The sequence below is a fragment of the Aquabacterium sp. OR-4 genome, assembly GCF_025290835.2.
Lineage (GTDB): Bacteria > Pseudomonadota > Gammaproteobacteria > Burkholderiales > Burkholderiaceae_C > Pseudaquabacterium.
This window is the reverse complement of record NZ_JAOCQD020000003.1, coordinates 694,273-719,858: the sequence shown is the minus strand read 5'-3', so window position 1 is coordinate 719,858 and position 25,586 is coordinate 694,273. Positions and strand designations below refer to the sequence as shown.

Sequence of the window (25,586 nt, the reverse complement as noted above, 5' to 3'; positions counted from 1 at the left end):
CCCCTGAATCATGGCGTGTCGGGTTGGATTGCATCGCGTTGCAATCGATTGCGTTATCCGGCGAAACCCTGAAAATCAAAGTCTCCCGAAGGGTTTGACCGAGTCATCACGTTGCGGGATGGCAACGATTGCATCGTCAGCCAGAAAAATCGGCCGCGGCATCCAGGCGCAGGCGCCGGCGCGGGCCTGCATGCCCGGCCTGGCCAGCGGCGGCGCCTTCAACCGGTTCACCTGGCGCCCCAGGCGCAACAGGCGCAACAGGCGCAACAGGCGCAACAGGCAGGCTGTACTCCAGCAGCGCCACGCGTTCGACCAGGTCCACCGCCAGCCGCGCCTCGTGCAGCACGCCATCGGCGGTTTGGTGCTGCCAGGCCAGCAGCAGGCGGTCGTCGGGGCTGGGCTCGAGCACGAACTCGCCGCCAAAGGCCGGGTGGCTGTTGCGCAGGCGGATCAGCCCGCACAGCGCACGCACCACCGGGCGCTGCAGGTCGGCCGCAATCTCGTCTGCGCTGTAGTGGTGGCGGTTGATGTCGCGGCCCACGCCGCTGCGCGCCAGCAAGGCCATGTCGTTGTGGCCGGCCAGCAGGCCCACGTAGTACACCTGCGGCACGCCGGGCAGCCAGAACTGGATGGCCCGCGCCGCCAGATAGGCCGCGTCGTCGCGGCCCAGGGCGTCGTAGAAGCTGCAGTTCACCTGGTACAGGTCGAGGTTGCTGGCTGCCGCGCCGGTGGCCTGGCGGCTCTGGCCCCCGCTGTTCTCGTGGATCAGCTCCACCAGCAGATCCAGCTCGGCCGGTGGCACCAGGCCGGGCGAGCCGGCCCGGTCGGCCACGTCGGCGCCGATGTCGATCACGCCGATGCCGTCGTGCGTGTCGAGCACCGTGAGCGCATTGTTCGGCCGGATCGCGATCCAGCGCTTGAGCGGCGCCGCGCTGCCAAAAAACAGCGCATGCAGCGCCAGCGGCGGCAGCGCGAAGTCGTACACCCAGTCAACCCGCTCGGCGATCTCGATCTGCCGCCGGTGGTAGGCGTGGATCTCGACCAGCACCTCGATGCCCAGCGCCCGCGCCTCGGCCGCGAAGGCGTCGATGAAGGCAAAGGTCTCCGGCATCATGAAGCAGCTGGCGCCGGCCTTCTTGATGGCATAGCCCACCGCGTCCAGCCGCACCATGCGGATGCCGGCCGCGGCCAGCGTGCGCAGGATGCCGCTGAGGTAGGCCCGGCCCTGCGGGTGCTGCACGTCGATGTCGACCTGCTGCGCGGTGAAGGTGGTCCACAGCAGCCGGCGCTGGCCATTGCCCAGCGTGGCCATCGTGAAGGGCAGGCCGGGCCGCGGGCGGTAGATGGCCAGCAGATCGCGCTCGGTGGCGCCCTGCGGAAACACCGCGTCCAGCGTGAGAAACAGGCCGTCGTGGGCCGATTCGCTGCCCCGCGCCGAGTAGTCGAGAAACTGCGGCGACTGGCTCGACATGTGGTTGACGATCACGTCGGCCATCACGTCCACGTCCTGCGTCAGGGCCGACACGCTGGCCCAGTCGCCCAGCCGGGCGTCGACCCGGGTGTGGTCGATCGGGTCGAAGCCGGCATCCGAGCCGTCGATCGGGTGATAGAAGGGCAGCAGGTGCACGCCGCCAAACAGGCCTTGCAGCGGGCCGCGCAGCAAGGCCTGCAGCGCCGCGATGTTGCCGCCGCCGAGGCGGTCGACATAGCTGATCAGTTGAACCTGGTTCTTCATCGGATTCAGGTGTTGGAGTGGGTGGCGCCGGCCGCGCGGCCGGGCACGAAGAGCACGGCCACGGCGGCTGCGATCAGCAGCGTGCCGGCCAGGCGGATCACGTTCTCGGGCTGGCCGCCCAGCAGCGACTGGTAGTACAGCGGCAGGGTCAGCATCTGCAGGATCATGGGCAGCACGATGAACATGTTGAAGATGCCCATGTAGACGCCCGCCCGCTCGGGCGGAATGCTGCCGGCCAGCAGCACATACGGATTGCCCATGATGCTGGCCCAGGCCAGGCCCACGCCCAGCATCGGCACGAACAGCAGCGCCTTGTCGCGGATGGCCGGAATGGCCCACATGCCGATGCCCGCCGCCACCAGGCAGAAGGCGTGCACACGCTGGGCGCCCAGGCGCCGCGTGAACGGCACCATGGCAAAGGCCGCCACACAGGCCACGGCGTTGTAGAAGCCGCCGATCTGGCCGTTCAGCAGCCCGGCATCGCGAAAGCCCACCGAGGCCGCGTCGCGCGTGCCGAACATGCTGCTGGCCAGCGCCGGCACGATGTAGATCCAGTAGCACAGCATGCCGTACCACTGGAACAGCTTCATCCACCACAGCCGGCGCATGGTGGCCGGCATCTCGCGCAGGGCCTGCCAGATCTCGCCCAGGGTGGCGGCCACGCCGCGCGGCAGCGCGCGAATGCGCGCCCGCTCATCGGCGCTGAGCGGCAGCTCGGGCGTGGTGCGCACGCTCCACCACACGGTGCTGATCGAGAACACCGCACCGATCAGGAAGGCCGCGATGGTGATGTGGGGGATGTTGTTGCCGTTGACCGCGTCCTTGTTCATGCCCAGCCACACCAGCAGGCTGGGGGCCAGGTAGGCCAGGGTCTGCGCCAGGCCGGTGAAGGCGCTCTGGCTCAGAAAGCCGATCGAGTGCTGCTGCGGCGGCAGGCGGTCGCTCACGTAGGCGCGGTAGGGCTCCATGGTGACGTTGTTGGCCGCATCCAGGATCCACAGCAGCGAGGCCGCGAACCACAGCGCCGGGCTGAAGGGCATCAGCAGCAGGCCCAGGCTGCACAGCAGCGCGCCGATCAGGAAGTAGGGCGTGCGGCGGCCCCAGCGGCTGTCGGTGCGGTCGCTCATCGCGCCGATGATGGGCTGCACCACCAGACCGGTGACCGGGCCAGCCAGCCACAGCAGCGGCAGGCTGGCTTCATCGGCGCCCAGGTACTGGTAGATCGGGCTCATGTTGCTTTGCTGCAGCCCGAAGCTGAACTGGATGCCGAAGAAGCCGACATTCATGTTCAGCACCTGCCAGAACGACAGGTGGGGCTTGGGCAGGCCGGCCGCCGCGGGGCTGGCCGCCGCACTGGCATTCGGGGCGCTGACGCTCATGGCTCGAAACTCATGGCAGTGACACAGACGCAGGCACCCGACCGGCTGCCCACAGCCGCATGATGGCACATTGCAATCGTTTGCAATACCGGGTTTCTCCCGGCCTGGCGGCGACTGCGGCGAGTCGGCTCAGCGCCTGCGGCGGGGCGTGGCCTGGGCCGGCTGCGGCCAGGGCCCGGCCAGGCTGGCCGGGGCCACCACGCCGCGCACGGCCGCCTGGGCCAGCTTGAAGAACACGTCGGTGTTGTCGATCACGCCGGTAAAGGCCAGCGCCCCAGGCCCGAAGGCCGACAAGGGAATGTCGGTGGCGGTGTGCGCCGCACTGCTGCCCGGCACCTGGCCGGTGACCAGGAAGCGCCCCTCGGCATCGCGCGCCAGGGCATTGGCCGGGTAGCCCAGCAGCACGGTGCTGCCGGCCGCAGCAGCCGATGCCGCCGATGCGCCCACGCCCCCAGCCGAGCCCGCCGCCGCCCCACCCGCCGTGCCACTCGCCGCACCTCCAGCCGCAGCGCCCGACGCGCCCGAAGCGACCCGCGCGGCCACCCCGGGTGCCACCGCATTGGCATCGCGCCAGGGCCGGGGGTTGGTGCGCCAGTCTTCGTGGCGGTCGGCGTTGGCGCCATAGCCCACCAGCAGGCGCTGGTCGATGTCGGTCGTCTCGGGGTAGCCATCGGCAGCGATGCGGTAACGCGGAAACCCGGCCTGCTCGTACACGCCCACCACCGGATCGCGCAGGTTCTCCTTGCCGCCGGCCTGGGCCAGCGCCTGCAGCCGGCTGTCGCTCACGCGCGAGGCGCCGATCACGGCCGCACCCGCGCATTCGTGGTCGGCCGTCACCACCACCAGGGTGTCGCCGCGCTGGCGCGCAAACGCCTGCGCCAGCGCCACCGCGCGGTCGAACTCGAGGGTGTCGAGCATCCAGCGCTCCGAGTCCATCGCATGCGCCTGCTTGTCGATCGACGCGCCCTCGATCATCAGCACAAAGCCCTTGGGCTGGCGGGCCAGCACGGCCAGCGCCTTGGCCGCCATCTCGTCGAGCATGGGCTGGTCGGGCAGGCCGAAGTCGTCGACCACGCCGGTGGCCGGCAATCCCGCCGCCTGGCGCCGCCGGCCGTCGATCTTGTCGAGCGCGACGTTCATGTTCGAAAACGCAAACAGGCCCAGCAGGGGCTCGTGGCCGGTGGGCGCCAGCGCGTCGAGCTGGCTGCGGGTGGCGGCGTAGCGCCAGCCCGCACGCTGAAAGTCGGCCAGCAGATCGCGCTGGCTGTCGATGGCGCCCGGCGCCGCGCCCCAGCGCTGCACGATCTGCGCGGTGTGCGGCTCGGTGGCCGAGAAGGCGTAGTCGAAGCGCTCGTTGCGCGCCGAGCCCGGTGTGCCGGCCGGCAGAAACCACTTGCGCCCGCCGCCCATCAGCACCGTCAGGCCGGTGCGCGCGCGGTCGTCAAAAAACTGGTCGACGATGCCAGTGCCGGCCCCGCGGTGGCTGGTGTGCACCGCATTGCCGGCGGGGGTCGAATCGAACACATCGGCGGTGGTCACGATGCCCAGCGCCAGGCCGCGGGTGCGGTGCAGGTACTCCGACAGATACTCGATGCGCGGGTTGTCAAAGGCATCGAGCGTGTCGTCCGGAAACACGCCCTGCTCGTTGTTGTCGTTCTTGTTGCCCAGCACATAGGCCGTCATACCCGGCGACGAATCGGTCACCACCGAGTTCAGCGACGCGGTCTTGACCAGGGCCGTGGCCGGAAAGCTGTCCATCGCCAGCGGCTCGATCACCTTGCCCTGGGCATAACCGCCGCGCACGATGCGCGCCGCCGTGCGGTGCGCCACGCCCATGCCATCACCCACCAGCAGGATGATGTTCTTCACCGGCCCGCCCAGCGGCGTCTGGAACGGCACGATCTCGAAATTGCCCTCGGCACGCACCGTGGCGCCGTCGTCCTGCCGCGCCTCGACGCTGAAGCGGTGCAGCCCGGCCTGATCCACCGTCACCGCACGCACCGTGGCCACCGCCGTCTCGGGCGCCAGGCCCTTGCGGCAGCCGCTGGCGCAGTCGCGCAACGCCACCTCCGCGGCCACCGGCTGGCCATCGATGGCGAAGCGGGCCGACACGATGCGCCGGCCCGCATCGGGCCGCAGCGTGGCCTGCAGGTCAAAGCGCTGGCCAGGCAGAAAACGCGCGATCACCGGCGCCGGCCGGCCGCTGGCAAACAGCTCGCTGGGCGGCGTGAGCCGGCTCACGGCCGGCGCGGCCACGGCGGCCGGCAGCGCCAGGCCCAGCAGCGCCACGCTGGCGGCCACGGCGGCGGCCGGCCGCCAAGCACAGCGCTGGGGTCGGGTTCGAGACCGAGTTCGGGACTGGGTTCGGGATTGGGGTTGGGGTTGGGGTTGGGGTTGGGCCAAAAACGTCTGGGGCATCGTTGTCATCTCCAAGGCAAGCCGGCGGGCTGGCCGCCGCAAATCAATGGCCATGGCCCACGGCAGGCAGGCGCAGCAGCGGCGGCGCCACGCCAAAGGCCGCGCCATCGCGCACCGCATCGGCGTCGAGCTGCAGCCGCACCCACACCACGCGGCCGTCGTCGGCCTCGTGCCGGCCCACCAGCAAGCGGCCACCAGGGCCAGCGCGCCACTGCGGTGCGGCAGCACATGGCCGCTGTGGGCGGCATCCAGCAGCACCAGCACGGCGCTGGGCGGCAGATCGTCGGCCTCGCCGTCGGCGTGCTCGCTCAGCAGCACCGGCCGCGGCGCCAGCAAGAAGCGCCCGGGCCGCGGCTGCTGCTGCGCCACCATGTGCCCCACCAGCCGCACCCGCCGGCCATCGACCGCACGCAGGGCCTCGCTGATCTGCAGGCCGCGCGGCCCGCTGGGCTGCTGGAAGAACTGCGAAAACGCGATCGGACTCACGGGCTCGCCATCGGCCACGGCCACCGTGGCCTGGGCAAAGGTGGCTGGGGCAGGGCCGGCTTGGGCCCATGTGGCCTGGGCCAGGCCCAGCAGGTACAGGCCGATGGCCAGGCACAGTCCTTCTTGCCATGGCCTGCCGGGCGCCACCGGTGCGCGCCCCACGCGCCGCACGCGCCGCACGCGCAACATACGCCACCCACGCCGGGCCGGCACTGGGCCGCACAAGGGGCTGGCGCGGGAGGCGGGGGCGGCAGAGGTGGCGGGGCTGGCACCGGGCATGGTCAGCGCCCATTCTCACCGCATCGGCCGGGCCCGGCCGGGCCAGCCCGGAGGCCGCCGCCGCGGCCCGCGCCACAAGGGCCGCAGCCCCTCAGACCCGTTCGATGATGATCGCCGGGGCCATGCCGCCGGCCGCGCACATGGTGACCAGGCCGCGCTTCAGGTCGCGGCGCTCGAGCTCATCGAGCACGGTGCCGATCAGCAGCGAGCCGGTGGCGCCGATCGGGTGGCCGAGAGCCATCGCGCCGCCATTGACATTGACCTTGTCGCGGTCAAGGCGCAAATCGCGGATGAACTTCTCGGCCACCACGGCGAAGGCCTCGTTGATCTCCCACAGGTCGATGTCGTCCACCGTGAGCCCGGCCTTGGCCAGCACCTTGCGCGCGGCCGGCACCGGCGCGTTGAGCATCAGCGTGGCGCTGTCGCCCATGTTGGCCATGGCCAGCACGCGGGCGCGCGGCTTGAGCCCGCTCTTGTTCACATAGCCGGCCGAGGCCAGCAGCAGCGCACCGGCGCCGTCGACCACGCCGCTGCTGTTGCCGGCATGGTGGCTGTGCTGGATCTTCAGGTCAGGGAACACCTGGCGGATCAGGCCGCCGTAGGTGTTGCCGGCCTCGTCCACCACCACATTGGCCAGCATCTCGAAGGCCGGCTTCAGCGCCGCCAGGCCCTCGCGCGTGGTCTGCGGGCGCGGAAACTCCTCGTGGCCCAGCGCCAGCGTGCCGTCGTCGCGGTGCACCGGCACCAGGCTGCGGGCAAAGCGGCCCTGCTCGATGGCCAGCGCGGCGCGCTGCTGGCTCACATAAGCCAGGTCGTCGAGCGCCTCGCGCGAGATGCCTTCCAGCGTGGCGATGGCGTCAGCGCACACGCCCTGGTGCGACTGCGGCACCCGCGCGCGCAGGCGCAGGTTGCCGGCGTCCATCACCGGCGGCGCCTTGGGATCGGCCAGCGTGGCGGTGTAGCTCATCATCTCGCAGCCGCCGGCAATCACCAGATCTTCCATGCCCGACAGGATGGACGCCGCCGCCAGGTTGACGCTGGTGATGCCCGAGCCGCAAAAGCGGTCGAGCGTGACGCCGCTGGCGCGCGGGTCATAACCCGCATCCAGCAGGGCCATGCGGGCCATGTCGTTGCCCTGCTTGCCGCGCTGGGTGCTGGTGCCCCAGATCACGTCGTCCACATCGGCGGTATTGAGCTGGTTGCGCTCGGCCAGCGCCTTCAAGACGGTGGCCGCCAGGTGCTGCGGATGAAAGTCGGCCAGCGCGCCCTTGCCCAGCTTGCCAATGCCGCGCGGCGTGCGGCAGGTGTCGATGATGAAAGCCTCGGTCATGGGTGTCTCCGGTGGGGTGGGGGATGGGGGGCGGGCGCAGCGCCCGCGGTGGGCCAGCGGGCGTTCAGCCGTCGCCCCACAGATCGTCGTAACCGGGCTGGCCGGGCAGCAGCACGCCGCTGGGCCGGCCATCGGCGCCCAGGGTCAGCCGCGGGTGCAGCGGCGGCAGGCTGCTCAGGCCCGCGGCATGGGCCAGCAGCGCCGCCGCACTGCCAAAGGGCAGCAGCTGGCGCACCGTGCTCACCGTGGCGAACTCCATCGGAAACTCGCCGCGCCGGCGGTCGTCGAGCGCCTGCGCCGGGTTCACCCAGGCCAGCGTGGTGGTTTCACCGGCATCCACCTCGGGCACCTGGCCGGGTGGTGCAAGGGCCACGAAAAACAGCGTGTCAAAGCGCTTGGGCAGGCCCAGCGGCGTGACCCAGTGGCTGAAGGGCTGCAGCACCGAGGTGTGCAGCCGCAGGCCGGCGGCCGCGGCCAGGCCCTGCAGCGGCTCGCCGCCGTGCAGGCGCGCGCGCAGCGCCGGCCAGTCGGCCGCGCCGGCACTGGCCGCGCCCAGCCACAGGCCGCATTCCTCGAAACATTCGCGCAGGCCGCCCACCGCAAAGGCCAGCGCCTGCTCACCCACCTGGGCCACCCGGCCGATGCGTGCGGCCAGCGCCGCGGCCGGCTCGTCGCACAGCGGCGCGGCCAGGGCATCGGCCGCGTCCACCGCGCCCCCGGGGAACACATAGGCCCCGGGCATGAAGCTGGCCTGCAGCGAGCGCCGCACCATCAGCACCTCGAGCCCCGCCGCGCCATCGCGCAGCACCAGCGTGGTGGCCGCCGGGCGCGCCGGCACCACCGGCAGGCCGAAGGGCGCGTTGCTTGGCGCCATGCTCAATCGCCCACCGGCTTGCCCTGGGGCACCCAGCGCTTGCCGTCAAAGCGCAGGATCTGGATCTTGCGGAACAGGTTGTAGTTGTCGGCCGACATGCCCATGGTCACGCCGGGCAGCAGCATCGGGGCGCTGAAGTCCTTCAGCTGCGTCATCTGCCGCAGGATGTTCTCGCGGCCCAGGTCTTCACCGGCGGCCTTCAGCACCTGGGTCATGGCCGCGCAGGTGGCGTACACCGAGGCAAAGCTGGAGTTGTTGATGTCGGCCTTGGGCAGGTATTTCTGCATCCAGGCCAGGTACACCTTGTAGTCGGCGTCGTTGTGCCAGCTGCTGTCGGACGGGTCCTTGATCACCGAGGCGGTCATCACGCCCACGGCGTTGTCGAGGCCCACGTTCGACAGCGTGGGGTGCACCTGGGCCGAGACATGGCTGATCCAGACCTGCGGCTTCCAGCCCAGCTCGTTGATCTTGCGCAGCGACTGGCTCACCTGCTTGGAATACGCCGCCAGCACCACCACATCGGCGCCCGCGCTCTTGAGCGCCACGATCTGCGAATCGAGCGTGGGGTCGGTCTGCTCGTAGGTGATCTCGGCGGCCAGCGCCTTGCCCCAGCCGGCCTTCAGGCCACGCAGGTAGTCTTTGCCGTAGTCGTCGTTCTGGTAGAGGATGGCCAGCTTGGCGCCGGGCTTGTCGCGCGCGATCAGCTGGCCATACACCCTGGCCTCGAACTCGTAGCTCATCAGCGCCGAGGTGCTGTAGCGAAAGTCTTTCGGCTGCTGAAAGTTGTTCGAGCCCGACATCACGAACAGCTGCGGCACCTTGCGCTCGTTGAGGTACTTGCGCACCGACGAGGCGGTGGCCGTGCCCACCTGGTTGATCACCGCGTCGACCTCGTCCTGCTCGACCAGCCGGCGCACCTGTTCCACGGTCTTGGGCGGCTGCAGCGCGTCGTCGAGGCTCAGCACCGTGACCTTGCGGCCGTTGATGCCGCCGCGGTCGTTGACCTCGGCAAAGCAGGCCACCGCGGCCTGGCCCACCAGGCCGTAGAACGAGGCCGGGCCGCTGTAGGGCACGGTGTTGCCGAGCTTGATCTCGGTTTTGCTGGCCGCCAGGGCGGGCAGCCCGGCCCAGGTGGCGGCGCCCAGCAGCAGGGCCGCTGCCAGGCGTGAGAGCGCGGGGGTGTTCATCGGGCCTTGTCTCCTGCGGTGTGAAGCGCGGCCCGCCGGCGTGGGGCCGGTCTGTTGCCGTGGGCGGCCCAGTCTAGGGCGGGGTGTCGACCGGCATGCGTCACGTTGGCTACACGCGGCGGCGCGGGCCGCAGGCCATCACGGGCCAGGCGCGCCGGCCGCCACCCAGGCGGCCATTTGCGCGGCCACCTGCGCCGCCACCCAGGCACCATCGTCCAGCGGCAGGTCGTGCCCGGCGGCAGGATGCTGCACAAACGCGCAACCCCAGGCCTGGGCCAGCGCCTGCGAGCAACGCGGACTCACCAGCCCATCGCCCGCACTGCCCAGCACCAGGGTGGGCACCGGCGGTGGCGCGCCGGGGTGCGAAAAGCGCGCCGCGGCCCACAGCTGGCGCAGCGCATTGGCCGCGCGCACCGGCCGGGCCTGCCGAATGGCCACCCAATCGGCCAGCACCGCGGCATGGCGCTCGGGCCAGGCGCTGGTGAGGGCCAGGATCGCCCGCTCGGCCGCCAGCGCATCGGCCGGCGCCAGCAGGCGCAGCAAATGCGGCAGATGGCGCAGCTGCAGGCGCTGCTGCACGGGGCTGTGCGGGCGCAGGCTGGTGTTCACCACCACCAGCGCCGCCACCTGGCGCGGCTGCGTGGCCGCCCAGGCCGTGGCCACCATGCCGCCCAGCGACAGGCCCAGTAAATGCACCGGCCCCGCCACCCCCAGCGCCTGCAGCTGCGCCTGGCAGGCTGGCAGCATGGCCTGCACCTGCAGCGGGCAGCGCGCCTGGTGCAGCGCGCCCGCGCCGGGCAGATCCAGCATCACGATGCGCGGCGCCACGCCCACCGCGCGCCCCCCCGCGCCAGGGCCCGGGCCGGCCGGCACGCGGGCCAGGGCCTGGGCCAGCTGGGCGCCAAAACCGCCCCAGTGCCCGGCCTCGCGCGTGAGGCCGCGCAACAGCACCCAGGTGGCCGGGCTGGCGGTGCTCATGGTGCGGGCGCGCGGCGGTACCAGCGATCCAGCGCCGCCTGGTGCAGCGCGGCGCGGTCATTCGCCGCGGGCAGCCAGCGCCGGTGGCTGTAGGCCGCACGCAGCACAAAATCCAGCAGGCCCAGGTGGCGGCGCAGCACACGCTGCTGGCGATGGGCGATCTGCGGATTGAAGATGCCGCGGCGCGAGAACACCTGGCGCGGGTTCTTGCGCACCCACAGCCACGAGCCCATCTCGAGCGTGAGCGACAGAAACAGCCGCTCGGCCGGCGCCTGCAGCACCAGGTGATCCCACAGGTCACCATGCGCCAGGTACTGCCGGCTCTGCGGCTCGAACACATAGCGGTGGTGCAGCAGGCTGTCGTCAAGCAGACGCGCCAGCGCCAGCCATTCAGGCAGCTGCGGCACCGGCTGCGCCGTGTGCGCAAACGGAAACCACAGCCGGTCACGCAGGCCAAAGCCCGAGTGGCAATCCACCGCCAGCGAAACGCGGTGGCTCAGCAGCTCGTGCTGCACCACGGCGCACAGCGCCTGCGATTCGGGCTCCATCGGTGCGCCCGCCGCGCCGCGGTACCAGGGCAGCGCCGGGCCAAAGCGCTGGCCGCCAATCAGCGGCGGCGCGCCGCCGGCGCAATCCACCGGCGCGTTGCGCATCAGGTCAACCCCCTGCGGATTGGCTCGCGTGCCACGCCACAACCCGCCGGGGTTGACCACCGGCATGAACACCACGCGCACACCGGCCAGCAGCGCGTGCAGCGCGTCGTCCCAGCGCAGGCGCTGCACCAGGTGGCGCAGGCCGGCCACCACCACCTCGGCGCCAATGCGCTCAAGCCCGTGCACCCCGCCAAAAAAACCCACCGCCGGCGCGGCCGGATCGGGGTTGCCCAGCGTGACCACCGGCACCTCGAAGCGCCGGCCGCCGGTGTGCACCTCGCACACCGCGCGCCATTGCGCCAGCCCGCCGCTGATGCTGGCCAGATGCCGCACCTCGGCCAGCACCGGCAGATCGGCAGGGCCGTGGCCCGCGGCGGCATCGGCCACACGGCCCGGATTACCCGGATCAGCCCGGTCGGCCGGATCGGCCCCGCGATCTGCCGCCTGGCCACGCGCCGGCTCAGCCGACATGGCGGGCGCCCTGCGCCAGGCGGATCAGCAGCACGCCGGTGCCTGACACGCAAACGTCATGCATGCCGCGCAGACTGCCACGCTGCGGGCCGCACCAGGGCTGGCCCGGCTGGAGATTCATCGCATGCTGCATCCGTCTCGCTCTTCCGCATCGGCCATGGCCCACTGGCCGGTGATTCTGGCCGCGCTGGTGTTCGGCCTGCTGGAATGCTTGGCCCTGGCCCGCAGCCGCTGGCAAGACCGGCGCCAGCAGCGCCGCATTGCCCAGGGCTGAGCAACACCCCGGGGCAGCGTGGGCCGCAACGGCCCGCACCAACAACGGCACCCAGCCTCCCAAGGCTACCCAGGCCAACCAAGCCCGCACCAGCAGGCCGCGCAGCGCCGATGATGGGCCGGCCACTTGAATCCCCCGTGACAGGGGCATGACAGCCGGCCACAAGGCCAGCCAGCCAGCGCAGAATGGGCCCATGAGCACGCCCCCTGACGACCCGGCGGCACGGCGGAACGCCCCCCACCGCCACGATGCCCACCCCACAGCCTCCGGCCACAGCCCCGGCCGCCCGGCACCCGGACCCCAGGCCGACGACGACGACGACCCCACCCACGCGCTGGACGACTTCTTGCGCCGCCTGCACCCAGGCGGCACGGCGCGCGGCCACAGCGGCCACCGTGGCGCCCCCTCCGCCGACAGCGACCCCACCGACCTGTCGGGCCTGAGCAGCATCCTGCACCCCGAGCCCGCTGCGGCCACCGTCAGCCCCAAAGCCGCCAAGGGCGGCCTGCTGCGCAACGGCGAACGCTGGCAGGCCGACGACGTGACCGACGTGCCCGTGCTCGACCTGCCCCACGCGCCCACCGGCGCGCCCGCCAACGCAGCGGCACAAGACGCACTGCTGCACGACATCGGCCGCCAGGCCTGCGCCGCAGCCGCCACCGCCGCCCAGGCCGGCACCCACCCGGCCGATGACTGGCAGCCCGACCCGCAAACCCTGCACCTGCGCCACGCAACCGACCCCCGCGTGCTGCCGCGCTGGCAGCCCGGCGCCTGGATAGGCGCGCACCGCCTGGTGCTGCAGGCCAGCACCGAGTTTGTATCGGCCCATGGCCACGGCCCTGCCGGCGGCATCCCACTGGCTGGCCCGGTGGTGGAAAGCCACGACGCCCAACATCTGCTGTTGCTGTGGGCGCCCCCCAGCGCCGACGCCCCCCACCCCGGCCGCTGGCCCCAGCACGTGCTGCTGGCGCCCATGCCCGGCCCCGGTGCAGGCCACAGCGCGGCCAACACCCAGGCCAGCAGCGCCGCCCAGACCCTGCTGAACGCCCGCCCCGCCGAAGCCGCAGACGCCCCGCTGTGGATCAACCCCCAAGCCACCGATGTGGACTGGGCCCTGGCCGCCGAAATTGCGCTGCACCATCTGCCCGAATTGCGACCGCTTCAAATGGACGGATTGCGGGCCTTCATGGACGCCGAGCGCGAATTGAGCTTTGCCCGCGTGAATGACGGCTACGGCGCAGTGCCGGGTGGGGCCATGGAGAAGCGCCAATGACGGCGAATGGCCTTGTTGCTGCGCGCAGCGCGCTGGGCCATTGGCGCGTGCCTACAGGTGGACGCTTGTTGCCAGTGGTGGCAACAACTGGCCACTGGCAGGCATTTGAGCCGACTGAGCAGAGACAGGCCGTGCTGTGTCTACCGGTGGCCATATCTGCCTGCGGGCGGATGGGTTGACGTATAAAGCAGGTTAGGCCTCATACCCAACACCGAAACGCCATCGTATATGACATTCAACGCCACGGAATGGATCGCCGCCAACACAACTGGCGGAACCAACCTCACTGATGAAGCAAACAAATCAGTGGCATCATTTACGACGATGTGGAACTTCTTTGAGAGCACACTTTGCGAAAATCGCGCCTCGATTGCCGCATTCCAGAGAGCCATACAACATTATCAATCTGCCAGAGCATCGCAATCGGCAAAGCAGTCTCTTCAAGATTGCTTATCATTCTGGCAGTTTAGGTATCAATCACCTGACGGTTTCAACGACTACTTCGAAAGCCTGTACTTTCGGCCAAATGACAGGCGCGATCATGTCGAAGGTGTACTGTCTGGTCGACTTACGACAGATGAGGAAAAACTCCTAGCCCTCATGATTATTATATATCGCCTTCGCAACAATCTCTTTCATGGCCTCAAAACACTAGAGATGCTCAATCATCAAGTACAGAATTTGAACACAGCGAGTCGCTGCCTAGCTGCAATTCTTGAACTCATCCCGACACGGTTTGTACAACCTCTGCGGCGTCGGGCGGCGAATCAATAATGCTAACCAGCGCATGAGGCCTAACCATTCGCTCAACCGGACCCATTGCGGCATGCAGCTAAAGGCCCGCCATTTCATTCTGGGCCTTTAGCCACATACCGCAACGGTCCGGTTAGCTCAAACGTTAGGCCTCGGAGTCAAAATCCCTACTCACTCGCCAGCACATGAAGACAAACGACAAACCCTGGAAAACATACGAAGAGGTAGCCACGCACCTTCTTCATAAGATCAGCACGAGACTAGGGCTTGAACACGTAGAAGGAAAACAACATGTCGCTGGGTTGAAATCAGGAACAAAATGGGAGATTGACGCGAAAGGAGTCAAACCAGACGGGGAAAATTTTGTAATTGTCGAAATTCGGCGGTACACAAGTAGCCGAATAACTCAAGAAGATACAGCCGCTATCGCATACCGTATCCAAGATACTGGCGCCGTTGGTGGGATTATTGTGAGCCCAATGGGATTACAGGAAGGTGCAAAATTCATCGCCACGGCCGAAAACATCATCTCAGTTCGGTTGAATGAGAACTCAACGACTACAGAGTACATTCTGAAATTTCTGAATCAAATCATGCTTTCTATGGCCCCCGATTCCATTTCTGCATCTGCAAGCATAATCAGCGGAACATTGACAACCGTAATAGAGAGTACGAAGAGTGGTGCAGCCGAGGCCTAACCATTCGCTCAACCGGACCCATTGCGGCATGCGGCCAAAGGCCCGCCATTTCATTCTGGGCCTTTAGCCACATACCGCAACGGTCCGGTTAGCTCAAACGTTAGGCGTCTCAAGAAGGAACTCCGCTACAGTCTGTCCGCATGAATCAATACAAACGCTACGCTGCCGCCTTTTGCATCCTCATTTCGCTCGGTGGGTGCGGAAAGAAAGAAGAGGCGCCCGCTCCTGGGCCCACCGCCGAGGAAGTCAGACAAACCGAGCGTGCAAACAACGAGAGAGCGGCAAAGGAGGAGACTCAGCGCATGCTTGCCGAAGAGAAGCAAAAGCGCGAGAAGGAAGCGCAATCCTCTGAGTTCTGGCGAATAGCCGCATTACTCGGAATCATCGGTTCTGTTGCTGCGGTACTCTTCGGAATCTCGTTAGGATCGTCAGCACGCAAGAAGGCTGAGCGAGCACGCCGCGATGAGTAACAGGGATAACGACGCGCCGAGTTCGCGCTCACCGATGGAAACTGCTCTGCGTGGGCCAGCGCTGTACGTGCGCATCGTCACCGCGCTGCGGACGGCATGGCGGCCGGTGCCGCCTCCACCGCCAGAACTGGACTCGGACGTAGACAATCTGCCAAGTTTCGAGCGCGTCGCAGAAGTGGTCAGGTTCAATCTATTGTCGCTGGAGCAAGCCATCTCCCCAAACGGCGGTCTGCGGGCTTGGTTAAAGTTAAACGTCTTGCTTGCGATTGTTCTGGCTGTTCCCGTCACTCTTGTAGTTCCACTGATCACTCTTCTCCTGGGGGGCTTTGTGACCTGGACTCTATTGTTGACCCAGATCGCCGAAAACCTCCTTCGCACAGCCGTAGTGATCTTTGGACTGGTTCTCGTAGTCGTTCTGACCGGTCGCATCATCAAGGCGCAGTTCACTTCGTCAAGGCGACGGTAAGGCCGTGAACGCGGAGACGCCTAACCCCTCGCTCAAGCGGAGCGCCAACGGCAGGCCACCAGGCCCGGTCTGGCGGTACGCGGTACATTTTCGCCAGCCCGGGCCTGGCGTCCTGCCGTCGTCGCCCGCTTAGCTCAAACGTTAAGCGTCATGAAATTCGATACCGCAGACTACATCGCTGGGTGGAAAACGGCCACGGACTGGCAAGCCATCAGGCCTAGGCTGATAGACGATGATTCCTCAGCCTGGTATGAAGCATATTCGGACTACTTTCTTACAAGACTCAAACTTCGATATCTGGATCCAATAGCTGTATTGCAAGAACACCTACATCTCCAAGGCGAAGGATTTTCCATTCTTGTTATTCAATGCTCACTGATAGAGTTCCTAGAATCAACAAGGGAAGGAACCAATTATTGCCATCCCAAGAAGGGACAAAAACTTGGAGAATATGAATATTCCGCAAGTGGTGAAGTATTTTCACGATTCTTGAGCAAACACCCGCCATTCCTGTCGACATTTACGCTCAGTTCAGCGAGAGACTTCTACGCAAATGTTCGCTGCGCGTTGGTGCACGAGGCAAGAACAAAGTCCGGGTGGCGAATTTGGGCAGATGGACCTGACGGACTTGTCGCTAGTGTTGAGGACAAGATTGTGTTTCGGAATAACTTTCAAGCAGCTTTGCTGACATACATATCTGATTTTAAACAAGAACTAACGGAAGAAGCCAGTTTGAAAGCAGCTTTCATCCGCAAATTCGATAGTCTGGCCGCAGCATAAGCATGACGCCTAACCATTCGCTCAACCGGACCTATTGCGGCATGCGGCCAAAGGCCCTCAATTTCATTCTGGGCCTTTAGCCGCATACCGCAACGGTCCGGTTAGCTCAAACGTTAGGCCCCGACTTGCCAGCCAAGCATGCAAACGACTCACCTCCGGCAAGCAGCAGATCATTCGCCTTGCAAGGCGCCAATAAGTCCAGTCCGAGGACCATTCATAGCCAGCCGCTGACTGTCATCAAATCCAGCCATTGCACCCTTCTGAAATTGCGGATCTCCGCTCTCAGTTAAACGACTACAAGTGTCAAATACATCTTGCTCATCCCAGCGGCCTTTCAGAAGAAAGTTGATCGCCGCCATACAAGTAAGGAGCCCAGGCCAATTACTGGACTCGCCTCTAGACTTAGCCATACCATCTGAAACGCCACTGACATAGCCAAATACAACGGCTCGATGTCTCCACCACTTGTTTGCTGTGCCCTGCCCTAGCAAGGCCAATTGCACCTCTGCGATATATGCGATGAGCGCCGCTGCGTCCATTGTTGCTTGTAGGCGTGACTTGACATCCTCAGTCAGCTCAGCGTCGGGACCGAACCAATTTGAAATCGCAGCATTCAAGAACTCATCCGACAAGTCCCTCTTCCTGGCGAATAGCATCTTGATTCGGCTTAACATTTGGTGTTTCCCTAAGCTAGCTTGGTCTTCAGCAGAGCCGTACTTTACGGCATGTTCCTTCATCGATCACGGGGCCTAACCCTTCGCTCGAGGCGACTCACACCGGCGTGGCACTTGGCCCGCTTCCCGGTGCTGTTCATCATCCGTACAGCGGGCCAAGCACCACACCGGCGCTCGCGCCTCAGCTCAAACGTTGGCCTCAAGGAGAACGGTCGTGCAACTGCCTTGGTCAAACTCCGCGCCACCGTCGCCGTACCTCGCCGAGCCTGGTCGGCTGGGCGACGTGATCGCCGCAATTCAGGCGATGGCGACCTACAAGTTCTACAAGTTAACCCACGAGGATTGGGCGGACCGAATCGCCGCCGACAAAACTCAGGGAGACAAGTGGAAGCGCCTCTTCGAGCAACACCCCGAGTTCTTTCGTCTTGACTCCGCACGCGAGAAGGCATCGCTTGTCTGGCGCCGCCAGTTCCCCAAGCGATTCGATGTTGATGCCATGCGCGTCTTGTCGAACGAAGAATACGAAGCGCTAACCGGGGATCAGAAATTGCGCATTTCGCGTGTCCCACTTGCAGCATCTGACATCAAGACACTGGTAGACACAGCGGTCAATCTCCACTCACGTGCACTGGAGCATCAGAAGGACCGACGCTGGTGGGTGGCGCTGGCTGGCGCCGTAGGCGGGCTCATTGGCTCAATCGTCGGAGCACTTATCAAAGGCTAATCATCGATTGCGGACTGAGGCCTAACCCTTCGCTCAACCAGACCCACCACAGCATGCCGCCGTCCGGGCCTCCATTTCATTCTGGCCCAGCCGCCGTCACGCTGTGGCGGTCTGGTTAGCTCAAACGTTGGCGCCGCAATCCACTATGCGGAGGCCGAGATGCTCTACAAACGGATCAAAGTCTCGGTCGCTGTGCAGGAGCCGAAGGCCATCCGAAATGCATCGGGTTGCGATGACAACGTCGATAGTTCCGCGCACCGTGACGCCACGAGATCGAAGGCGCCTGAAGTTGCGCGCAGCTTCCACGGCAAGGTCTTCTCCGCAAAGCGCTACTTGTTCCAGGCGCGCCAGCAGCCGTCTAGCCTCGTTGAAACCACGGTCGTCCTTGAACCCTCGGAGCACTTCGGCAAGGATGAGATCGCCAACTACAAGACCTTCATCGCCAAGGTGGGCGTCTAGCCATTCAGCCTGCGGGGTCGGCGTGTTTCGAAAGAAGTCGATCCAGACACTAGAGTCGACCAAAATCACTTGTCGCGCCTCATCGCGTCAAGATCTCCCTCCCACTCGTACTTGCCTCGCAGCTTCCGCAGCTCCGTCTGCTGCTTCAAGCGCAGCAGAGTCCGCAGACCCTGTTCAACCGCTTCGCGCTTTGTCTTCAGGCCAGTAGCCTTAAGCGTGGCTTCCATGAGCTTGTCGTCAATCACAATGTTCGTTCGCACGGCAACCTCCATATAGGAGATACACATCATACACGCGTCTGTACACACGGCGGCGCCTAACCCCTCGTTCGAGCCGACGCGCTACGGATTGATTTGATTTCCCCGTTTGATCCCAATGCCAGGAGCGATGCGCGTTGACGCCACCCACAAGGAACAGACTGCACATCTACAGGCGGGCTTGTTTCGGCACCGTTGGCCGAGGCCCCAGATACGAACCGCTCGGCAGGTTGTCGCTGGCGAATTTGCCCATGTCGGTGCCAACCTCGGAGATCACCGCCAGCGCGGTGGTCACGTCGATGCCGTCGATGCGCGTGAGGTCCACCCCGCACATCTGGAACAGCCGCGTGCGCAGGTCGAACTTCGGCGCGTTGCGCGCCTTGCCGCGCTTCTTGCCCTTGGCGGGCTCGTCGGCGTTGATGTGCAGCCGACCCAACTGCGCCTCGATCTCGGTGTCGCACTGCGCCAGTTGCCGCGCAGGCTGCGGGCTATTTCTTCCTCGCCATGGTCATGGGCCTTCCCCTTCCAAGTGAGTTGATGAGATTTCGCACTTCCCATCTTGACGCCTCTCTCGGGCGCCTCGCTTCGCGGATCACTCGGGGCGGGGAAGGCCCTTCCATTCGTTAGGCGGCTCAACTTCGGCCGCCGATCTCACATCCTCATATTGAAGGAGAAGCAATGTCCAGTACTGCGCTATTTATCAAGCACAAGACTCTGCTTGGCAAACGAAGCCAAGTTCAATCCATATGGTTGAAGCACATGGCACCTGCCATTCAGGAAAACCAGGGCCACATGGCCTACTTCTATTGCCAAGACAACGCCGACCCTGAGTCAATATGCGCCTTCCAGCAATACACCTCTCCCGAAGAAGCTCAGGCGTTCCTCTCCACACAGAGCTATCTCTCCTATCTTCGTGAAGTAGAGTCATTGCTTGAAGGGCCACCCCAAGTAGTGCAACTCACTCCTGTCTGGGTGAAGAAACCGTGACCGGCAGAACCCCCCGATATCTGCCTTTGTGCCTACCGTCCGTACTCACCGATGCCGAACAAAAACTTGTTTCAGCTCAGGGCCGCAAAGACGCCTAACCCTTCCATCGAGGGGATTTCCAAAAGGCTGCGCCCTGCGGTCACCCCACATGTCAAACGTTGATATGGCTTCTGTCTGTCAAGAGCGCGCATGAATCCCTCTGCGCAAACAGATGATGGTGGAACCCGTTGCCGGACGGGGAACGCGACGGAGCCTGTTGCTGCCACCCGATGAGTGGATGTGCGACGGTTGTTCAGGCTGATATGCGAGGGTTGGATACCTCAAGACAGGTAATCGTCGCGGGGCTGCCTTCGCTCTAGTGCAGTGCGCCGCTCTGTTCTGTACTTATTCCGGTGCGGTGACCAGGGCGGCCTTGGCCCGGGTCACCTTGGCCAGGATGTCGGTCGCGCGGGCCGTCCAGATGAACGGCTTGGGATCGATGTTGTGATGGGCCACGTACAGGTCGATGGCCAGCTCCAGTTCGGCAACGCTGGCGAAGCTGTCACGCCGGATGCGCTTGTCGGTGATGTCGCGGAAGAAGCGTTCGACCATGTTCAGCCACGAAGCGCTGGTCGGCGTGAAGTGCATGACGAACCGCGGATGACGCGCCAGCCATTTCTGCACCTCGGGGTGGCTGTGGGTGGCGTAGTTGTCCACGATCAGGTGAAGGCCCAGGTGCTTGGGCGTGCGGCGGTCGATCAGCCGCAAGAACTTCAGCCACTCGGTATGCCGGTGGCGCGGCTGGCACATCGAGATCACCTTGCCGTCCACCGTGTTGAGCGCGGCAAACAGCGTGGTCGTGCCGTGGCGCTTGTAGTCGTGGGTCACGGTGCCGGCACGCCCGCGCTTCATCGGCAGACCCGGCTGTGTACGGTTGAGCGCCTGGATCTGGCTCTTCTCGTCGCAGCTGAGCACCAGGGCGTGCTCGGGCGGGTTCATGTACAGGCCGACGACGTCGAGCAACTTGTCCTCGAACCGTGGATCACGCGAGAGCTTGAACGTGCGGCTCAGGTGCGGCTTCAGGCCGTTGCTCTGCCAAACCCGACGCACGGTGGTGGCTCCCACACCCAGGTGCGCGGCCAAGGTGCGGGTGCTCCAGTGCGTGGCGTCGACCGGCTTGTCGTGCAGCGTGGCCTGCACGATGCGCGACTCCATCTCAGCGGTGATCGTGGCCGGACGGCCGCTGCGTGGGGCGTCCTTGCGCAGCGCGTCGATGCCACCGCTGAGGAAGCGCTCGCGCCACATGGCGACCTGGCGCCGATCCAGTCCTGCATCGACAGCGATGTCCTTGTTCTGCCGGCCCTCGGCGGCCAGCAGCACGACCAGCGCACGCTGCTGCAACCGGGCCTCCACCGTTCGGCGCTTGGCCAGCACACGGAGCTCGCGCTCGGTGTCTGCGTCCAGTTCAATCGTCTTGGCAACCCGCACTGTTCCAGCCTCCTGGAACGTCTGAGTATGCCGGCGCAAATAAGTTCTATAAATTCACGCGCACTACACTAGGGTCTGAGATCAATGGACACCGCACCTCTCGGCCCGATACCCAATGCTCGAAAGCGCCCCTTCGCCGGCTCAGCATGCTCGCGCAGACATCGCCGACTGCGGGATTGCCCACCGCGACATGTGCTCGTACCGTCGGTAAAACCGGCTTTTGGCCAAGGAGGTACAGATCGTGGCGAGCATGCTTCCCCAACTGACCGGACAGGTCTTCCTGAGCGACGGTGGCCTTGAGACTTCGCTCGTCTTCCTCGACAAGATCGAGCTTCCACACTTTGCGGCGTTTACGCTGCTCGCAGATGAACTCGGCCGCGAGCGTTTGAAGAGTTACTACGTGCCATACCTCGAACTCTGCGCCGAGATGAGCGGGGCTGGCTTCGTGCTTGAAACGCCGACGTGGCGCGCCAATCCCGACTGGGCCGCGCTTCTAGGTGTCGATAGTGAACACCTGAGGGCAGTCAACCACGCCGCAGCCCAGATGATGTGTTCCATGCGTTCACGCTGGGCGCCGCGGCTCAGTGGGCCCATGGTTGTCAGCGGAGTCATCGGCCCGCGGGGAGACGGCTACGTTGCCAATGCACCGGACAGCGTGGCCGCCGCCACCAGCTATCACTGCCTGCAGGCTGAAGCACTTGCATCGGGCGGGGTGGACATGCTCTCTGCGGTGACGATGACAACCTCGGCCGAAGCCCTCGGCATTTCGCTGGCGGCGCAGCGCGTGGGACTGCCGGTCGCGATCTCTTTTACCGTCGAGACGGATGGCCGGCTTCCAAGCGGTGAGGCGCTGGGCGATGCCATCGAACGAGTGGACGCGCTGGCGCCGCCGGCTTACTTCGCAATCAATTGTGCTCATCCAAGTCACTTTGCAGGCGTCTTGAAGAGGGGCGAGCCCTGGATTGAACGCATTCGCGGCCTTCGCGCCAACGCTTCGACGAAGAGTCACGCTGAACTCGACGCATCGGCCGAACTGGACATAGGCGATCCGAGCGATCTCGCGCAACGGTATCGGGGCCTCAAGAGCGCCTTGCCGAACCTGAACATCGTGGGCGGTTGCTGTGGGACCGATTGGCGTCACCTTCGTGCGGTGAGAGATGCGTGGGGTGGATGAAGATCACACGCACGCGTCTGCGGCCCAACTCAGCCTATTGCTCACACCCATATGCCCAAGCTCGACGTCACCTGCTGGGAGAACATCCCCGAGAAGATCAACCGCCTTGCCGGCTTGTCCAGGGGGGCGTTCAGCGAGCTGGTTCTTGGCGATCAAGCCAGCCTGTCTCAGTTCGGCGTCCACATCGAGCGTCTGCCGCCTGGTTCTCGTTCGTCGTTCAGGCATTGGCATCTGACAGAAGACGAATTTGCATACGTGCTGGCCGGAGAGGTGGTACTCATCGAAGACGACGAGTCGTTGCTGAGGGCCGGTGAAGCCGCTGCTTGGAAGGCCGGTGTCCCGGTGGGCCACTGCCTGGAGAACCGGACAAACGCTGACGCTACCGTCTTGGTCGTCGGCGCGCGGGCGGTACGCGGTGTGGTGCACTACTCGGATCATGACCTGGTCATGCACCACGATGAGCAGGGCCGGCGCTTCTGCCGCAAGGATGGATCGCCGTGGCCCGTCGGGTAGCCCAAACCGCGTGCGCGGCTCTCAGCCGCCGGCATGCCTTGCCGGAGGTGGTTCGCATCCGTGCCGGGCTGCTCAGCGCGCCCGTCGAGGCGTCACTGGGCTTTCATGCCTTCACCGGATCAAAGGCCAGCTGGTGGAACTTGAATGATGACCTGCCGCGACACGCCGAAGCCTATGTGCGGCCGGCTGAGGCCTGACGCTTGAACCCCACGCCCGGGGTCAAGACCGCACCGGGCACCCGACTGCAGTCGTGGGTAAGGTTGGTGTGGAAGGGTTCTGCGGCTGTGCAAGCATCGGCCGTGGCGCGCTGTCGCAGGCCATGACGCAGTGCTGCCGGCCGGCCTTAATCTGGGCTTAAGCGGGGCATTGAAGAATTGACCATCGTCAATTCCGGAGCGTTCATGCTGCCTCTTCGCATCACTGCCCTTGCCGCCACCCTGTTGCTTGCTGTGGCCCCGGGCGCCTTTGCCCACACCGAGCATTGCAAGGCCACCTCCGAGAAGGAAGTGGCGGCGCTGTTCGACCGCTGGAACGCCTCGCTGCAGACCGGTGAGCCCGGCAAGGTGGTTCAACACTACGACAAGAAGTCGATTCTGCTGCCCACGGTGTCCAACAAGCCGCGTCTGACCGCCGAGGAAAAAGAGGACTACTTCGAGCACTTCATGCAGCGCAAGCCGGTGGGTGCCATCGACAGCCGCACGATCGAGATCGACTGCAATACCGCCGTGGACGCCGGCCTGTACACCTTTACCTTTGGCGATGGCAGTGCCGTGCACGCCCGCTACACCTACACCTACAAGTGGAACGGGCGGCAGTGGCTGATCACCAGCCACCACTCGTCAGCCATGCCCGAGCACAACTGATCCCAGGGGGCGCAGCGCCGGGGGGGCCACCCGGCCGAACCGCGGCGCACAATGGCCGGCCTGGCGGCTTGCATCGGCCGGCGGCCAGACCCACCCCTCGCTTGCCCTGGCCCAGCCCAGGCCGCCGCCGCCCCCATGCCCCACCCGCCCGTGCCACTGAAACGCCAAGCGCTGCTGCTGGGCCTGGCCTGCTGCTTGACGGGCCCGGCCGCGGCCCAGGCCCAGGCCCAGGCCCAGCTGGCCTGCTCGGCCGATTTTTCGGCGATGGGGCAGGGCGTGCAGGCGGTTGCCATCGTGCTGAAGGGCGAGAACGGCTACGAGGCCCAGGTCAACGGCGTGACCACCCGCGCACACGGCGTGGTGGCCGACGAGGTGATCCGCCCTGGCCTGAACCTGGCGGCCGATCCGTACGGGCCCGAGTACGCCGGCTTCAATGGTGCCGAGCGCTCGCTGGTGCACCTGCACAAGCTGCTGGGCCTGGCGCACGGCCCGGGGCCGCTGCAGCTGCCCTTTGCGCTGGGCGCCGTGCGGCGCATCAAGACCTTCGAGCTGGCGGCCAGGTCAGACAAGTTTGGCGGCCACGTGCTGCTGGAAGCGTACAACGAGCGCCAGCAGCTGCTGGGCCGGGTGGTGCGCCGGGTGTTCGTGGCCACCTGCCGGTAGCCGGTAGCCGGTAGCCGGTAGCCGGTAGCCGGTAGCCGGTAGCCGGTAGCCGCTGGCCGCTGGCCGCTGGCCGCTCGCCAGTCGCCAGTCGCCGGTGGGCAACGCCAGTGTGCTCAGCTGCCGTGCAGCCGGGTGTGGCGGTATTCACCCGGCGCCACGCCGCACCACTTCTTGAACGCCCGGTGAAAGGTGCTGGCTTCGGAGAAGCCCACGCGGACCGCCACCTCGATCAGCGGCAGCTCGGGCTGGGCCAGCAGCGCGATGGCGGCGTCGCGGCGCAGATCGTCTTTCAGGGCCTGGTAGCCGCGGCCTTCGTCGCGCAGGCGGCGGCGCAGGGTTTGCGGGGTCATGGCCAGCGCCTCGCCCACGGCTTCGAGCGAAGGCATTTCGCCGCCCAGGTGGCGGCGCAGCAGGCGGCGGATGCGCTCGGTCACGCTGCCCGGATCGCGGTACTTGATCAGCAGATTGCCCGGCGCACGGGCCAGAAACTCGCGCAGGCTTTGCGGGCTTTGCACCACCGGCAGATCGAGCCAGCGGGCCTCGAAGGTGAAGCCCAGGTGCGGCTGACCGGCGCGAATGGGGGCCTGGTAGACGCGTGAGCTGTCGCTGCCGGGCACCGGCTCGGTGTAGTCCACCGCCACGATGGGCACCCGCCGCGCCACCAGCCACGAGGCCATGCCAAAGGCAAACAGCATGAAGGCTTTTTGCGCATAGTCGAGCCGCGGGTTGAACGGTGCGCGGCGCACGATCTGCACCCGCGCCAGCGCCGGTGTGCCGGCCTGCACCTGCAGCCGCGCGGTGAAGTCGCCGATCAGCAGGTGATGAAAAGCGAAGCCCGCGCGCAGCGCATCGCCCAGACGGGCGCAATGCACCAGGCGCGCCGCGCACTGGCCAAAGCTGCCCACCGGCAGCGGCTGCTCGGTCAGGCCCCACAGCTCGCTGCGCGTGGCGCGGCGCAGGGCGCGCAGCAGCAGCGCGTACTGGGTGTGCGACACCCGCGCCAGCGGCGACGCCAGCAGCGCCGGCGATATGCCCGCCCGCGCCAGCAGCGGCGCCAGATCCAGCCCCAGGTGCTGCGCCCCCTGCAGCACGCTGCGCACCTGCACGATGGCCACGGTGTGCTGGGCCAGCCCGTCGGCGGCTGCGGCGGCTGCGGCGGCTGCGGCGGCTGCGGCGGATGCGGGCGGCACGGGCTGCATGGGCCGCGCGGGCGGCAGCCGCCGGGGCCAAGGTTCGGGGTGGTTCACGCGGCCATGCTACGCAGGCGGCCGCGCGGTGGCTGTCGCGGGCATGCCAGCGCA

General features: G+C 66.3%; 29 protein-coding genes. 13 read left to right on the top strand and 16 right to left on the bottom strand.

Annotation, left to right across the window (positions count from 1 at the left end; all coding sequences use genetic code 11):
* Positions 1–136 precede the first annotated feature (136 nt).
* From gtfA to N4G63_RS24905, 10 genes are all read right to left on the bottom strand, one after another.
* Positions 137–1,735, bottom strand: coding sequence for a sucrose phosphorylase (gtfA, locus tag N4G63_RS24950; RefSeq protein WP_314600277.1), 1,599 nt, complete (start codon positions 1,733–1,735; stop codon positions 137–139).
* Between the two features lie 5 nt (positions 1,736–1,740).
* On the bottom strand, positions 1,741–3,114 hold the full coding sequence (locus N4G63_RS24945; protein WP_260789678.1) for an MFS transporter: 1,374 nt from the start codon (positions 3,112–3,114) through the stop codon (positions 1,741–1,743).
* A 129-nt stretch (positions 3,115–3,243) separates the two neighbouring features.
* The gene (locus N4G63_RS24940; protein WP_260789677.1) at positions 3,244–5,415 is read right to left on the bottom strand and encodes an alkaline phosphatase; all 2,172 of its coding nucleotides are present in this window, start codon (positions 5,413–5,415) and stop codon (positions 3,244–3,246) included.
* A gap of 160 nt (positions 5,416–5,575) precedes the next feature.
* Positions 5,576–5,719, bottom strand: a complete 144-nt coding sequence (locus N4G63_RS24935) for a hypothetical protein (protein ID WP_314600276.1) — start codon at positions 5,717–5,719, stop codon at positions 5,576–5,578.
* Between the two features lie 669 nt (positions 5,720–6,388).
* A complete protein-coding gene (locus N4G63_RS24930; protein ID WP_260789675.1) occupies positions 6,389–7,627 on the bottom strand; it encodes an acetyl-CoA C-acetyltransferase in 1,239 nt (412 codons plus the stop codon).
* A gap of 64 nt (positions 7,628–7,691) precedes the next feature.
* Complete coding sequence (locus N4G63_RS24925) at positions 7,692–8,501, bottom strand: NUDIX hydrolase (protein ID WP_260790228.1); 810 nt, start codon at positions 8,499–8,501, stop codon at positions 7,692–7,694.
* A gap of 2 nt (positions 8,502–8,503) precedes the next feature.
* On the bottom strand, positions 8,504–9,688 hold the full coding sequence (locus N4G63_RS24920) for an ABC transporter substrate-binding protein (RefSeq protein WP_260789674.1): 1,185 nt from the start codon (positions 9,686–9,688) through the stop codon (positions 8,504–8,506).
* Positions 9,689–9,826: 138 nt separating this feature from the next.
* A complete protein-coding gene (locus tag N4G63_RS24915; protein ID WP_314600275.1) occupies positions 9,827–10,666 on the bottom strand; it encodes an alpha/beta fold hydrolase in 840 nt (279 codons plus the stop codon).
* A complete protein-coding gene (locus N4G63_RS24910; protein ID WP_260789672.1) occupies positions 10,663–11,790 on the bottom strand; it encodes a M14 family zinc carboxypeptidase in 1,128 nt (375 codons plus the stop codon). The genes N4G63_RS24915 and N4G63_RS24910 overlap by 4 nt, the downstream gene beginning before the upstream one ends.
* Positions 11,780–11,911 (bottom strand): hypothetical protein, encoded by a 132-nt coding sequence (locus N4G63_RS24905; protein WP_260789671.1) that lies wholly within the window; start codon positions 11,909–11,911, stop codon positions 11,780–11,782. The genes N4G63_RS24910 and N4G63_RS24905 overlap by 11 nt, the downstream gene beginning before the upstream one ends.
* 3 nt (positions 11,912–11,914) lie before the next feature.
* Between N4G63_RS24905 and N4G63_RS24900 the strand changes: the two genes are divergently transcribed.
* The 7 genes from N4G63_RS24900 to N4G63_RS24870 all read left to right on the top strand — a co-directional run bounded on the left by N4G63_RS24900 (position 11,915) and on the right by N4G63_RS24870 (position 16,504).
* Complete coding sequence (locus tag N4G63_RS24900) at positions 11,915–12,064, top strand: hypothetical protein (protein ID WP_260789670.1); 150 nt, start codon at positions 11,915–11,917, stop codon at positions 12,062–12,064.
* Between the two features lie 193 nt (positions 12,065–12,257).
* Complete coding sequence (locus N4G63_RS24895) at positions 12,258–13,337, top strand: hypothetical protein (RefSeq protein ID WP_314600274.1); 1,080 nt, start codon at positions 12,258–12,260, stop codon at positions 13,335–13,337.
* A gap of 228 nt (positions 13,338–13,565) precedes the next feature.
* Positions 13,566–14,111 (top strand): hypothetical protein, encoded by a 546-nt coding sequence (locus N4G63_RS24890; protein ID WP_260789668.1) that lies wholly within the window; start codon positions 13,566–13,568, stop codon positions 14,109–14,111.
* Between the two features lie 164 nt (positions 14,112–14,275).
* On the top strand, positions 14,276–14,788 hold the full coding sequence (locus N4G63_RS24885) for a hypothetical protein (protein ID WP_260789667.1): 513 nt from the start codon (positions 14,276–14,278) through the stop codon (positions 14,786–14,788).
* A 140-nt stretch (positions 14,789–14,928) separates the two neighbouring features.
* A complete protein-coding gene (locus N4G63_RS24880; protein ID WP_260789666.1) occupies positions 14,929–15,258 on the top strand; it encodes a hypothetical protein in 330 nt (109 codons plus the stop codon).
* 34 nt (positions 15,259–15,292) lie between these two features.
* Positions 15,293–15,724 carry a hypothetical protein gene (locus N4G63_RS24875; protein ID WP_260789665.1) on the top strand — a complete coding sequence of 144 codons (432 nt, stop codon included), beginning with the start codon at positions 15,293–15,295 and terminating at the stop codon, positions 15,722–15,724.
* 150 nt (positions 15,725–15,874) lie between these two features.
* The gene (locus N4G63_RS24870) at positions 15,875–16,504 is read left to right on the top strand and encodes a hypothetical protein (protein ID WP_260789664.1); all 630 of its coding nucleotides are present in this window, start codon (positions 15,875–15,877) and stop codon (positions 16,502–16,504) included.
* Between the two features lie 170 nt (positions 16,505–16,674).
* Here N4G63_RS24870 and N4G63_RS24865 read toward each other — a convergent pair whose 3' ends face one another.
* On the bottom strand, positions 16,675–17,241 hold the full coding sequence (locus N4G63_RS24865) for a hypothetical protein (protein WP_260789663.1): 567 nt from the start codon (positions 17,239–17,241) through the stop codon (positions 16,675–16,677).
* Positions 17,242–17,392: 151 nt separating this feature from the next.
* Between N4G63_RS24865 and N4G63_RS24860 the strand changes: the two genes are divergently transcribed.
* A complete protein-coding gene (locus N4G63_RS24860; protein WP_260789662.1) occupies positions 17,393–17,902 on the top strand; it encodes a hypothetical protein in 510 nt (169 codons plus the stop codon).
* Positions 17,903–18,022: 120 nt separating this feature from the next.
* Here the strand turns inward: N4G63_RS24860 and vapC are convergent, their stop codons facing one another.
* From vapC to N4G63_RS24845, 3 genes are all read right to left on the bottom strand, one after another.
* A complete protein-coding gene (gene vapC / locus N4G63_RS24855) occupies positions 18,023–18,430 on the bottom strand; it encodes a type II toxin-antitoxin system VapC family toxin (protein WP_260789661.1) in 408 nt (135 codons plus the stop codon).
* Entirely contained in the window at positions 18,427–18,621 is a 195-nt protein-coding gene (locus N4G63_RS24850) for a type II toxin-antitoxin system VapB family antitoxin (protein WP_260789660.1), read from the bottom strand. The genes vapC and N4G63_RS24850 overlap by 4 nt, the downstream gene beginning before the upstream one ends.
* 166 nt (positions 18,622–18,787) lie before the next feature.
* Positions 18,788–19,054: a hypothetical protein gene (locus N4G63_RS24845; protein WP_260789659.1), complete on the bottom strand. Its 267-nt coding sequence runs from the start codon at positions 19,052–19,054 to the stop codon at positions 18,788–18,790.
* A gap of 242 nt (positions 19,055–19,296) precedes the next feature.
* Here N4G63_RS24845 and N4G63_RS24840 point away from each other — a divergent pair, with 242 nt between their 5' ends.
* Positions 19,297–19,605 carry a putative quinol monooxygenase gene (locus N4G63_RS24840; RefSeq protein WP_260789658.1) on the top strand — a complete coding sequence of 103 codons (309 nt, stop codon included), beginning with the start codon at positions 19,297–19,299 and terminating at the stop codon, positions 19,603–19,605.
* A 384-nt stretch (positions 19,606–19,989) separates the two neighbouring features.
* Here the strand turns inward: N4G63_RS24840 and N4G63_RS24835 are convergent, their stop codons facing one another.
* Positions 19,990–21,072, bottom strand: a complete 1,083-nt coding sequence (locus N4G63_RS24835) for an IS630 family transposase (protein ID WP_260785852.1) — start codon at positions 21,070–21,072, stop codon at positions 19,990–19,992.
* Between the two features lie 250 nt (positions 21,073–21,322).
* Between N4G63_RS24835 and N4G63_RS24830 the strand changes: the two genes are divergently transcribed.
* From N4G63_RS24830 to N4G63_RS24815, 4 genes are all read left to right on the top strand, one after another.
* Entirely contained in the window at positions 21,323–22,246 is a 924-nt protein-coding gene (locus tag N4G63_RS24830) for a homocysteine S-methyltransferase family protein (RefSeq protein ID WP_260790205.1), read from the top strand.
* A gap of 51 nt (positions 22,247–22,297) precedes the next feature.
* Positions 22,298–22,759: a cupin domain-containing protein gene (locus tag N4G63_RS24825; protein WP_260789657.1), complete on the top strand. Its 462-nt coding sequence runs from the start codon at positions 22,298–22,300 to the stop codon at positions 22,757–22,759.
* A gap of 401 nt (positions 22,760–23,160) precedes the next feature.
* Complete coding sequence (locus N4G63_RS24820; RefSeq protein ID WP_260789656.1) at positions 23,161–23,622, top strand: DUF4440 domain-containing protein; 462 nt, start codon at positions 23,161–23,163, stop codon at positions 23,620–23,622.
* Positions 23,623–23,772: 150 nt separating this feature from the next.
* On the top strand, positions 23,773–24,285 hold the full coding sequence (locus N4G63_RS24815; protein ID WP_260789655.1) for a hypothetical protein: 513 nt from the start codon (positions 23,773–23,775) through the stop codon (positions 24,283–24,285).
* 113 nt (positions 24,286–24,398) lie between these two features.
* On the opposite strand, the gene N4G63_RS24810 is transcribed toward N4G63_RS24815, so the two are convergent.
* Positions 24,399–25,484, bottom strand: a complete 1,086-nt coding sequence (locus N4G63_RS24810) for an AraC family transcriptional regulator (protein WP_314600273.1) — start codon at positions 25,482–25,484, stop codon at positions 24,399–24,401.
* Positions 25,485–25,586 lie beyond the last annotated feature (102 nt).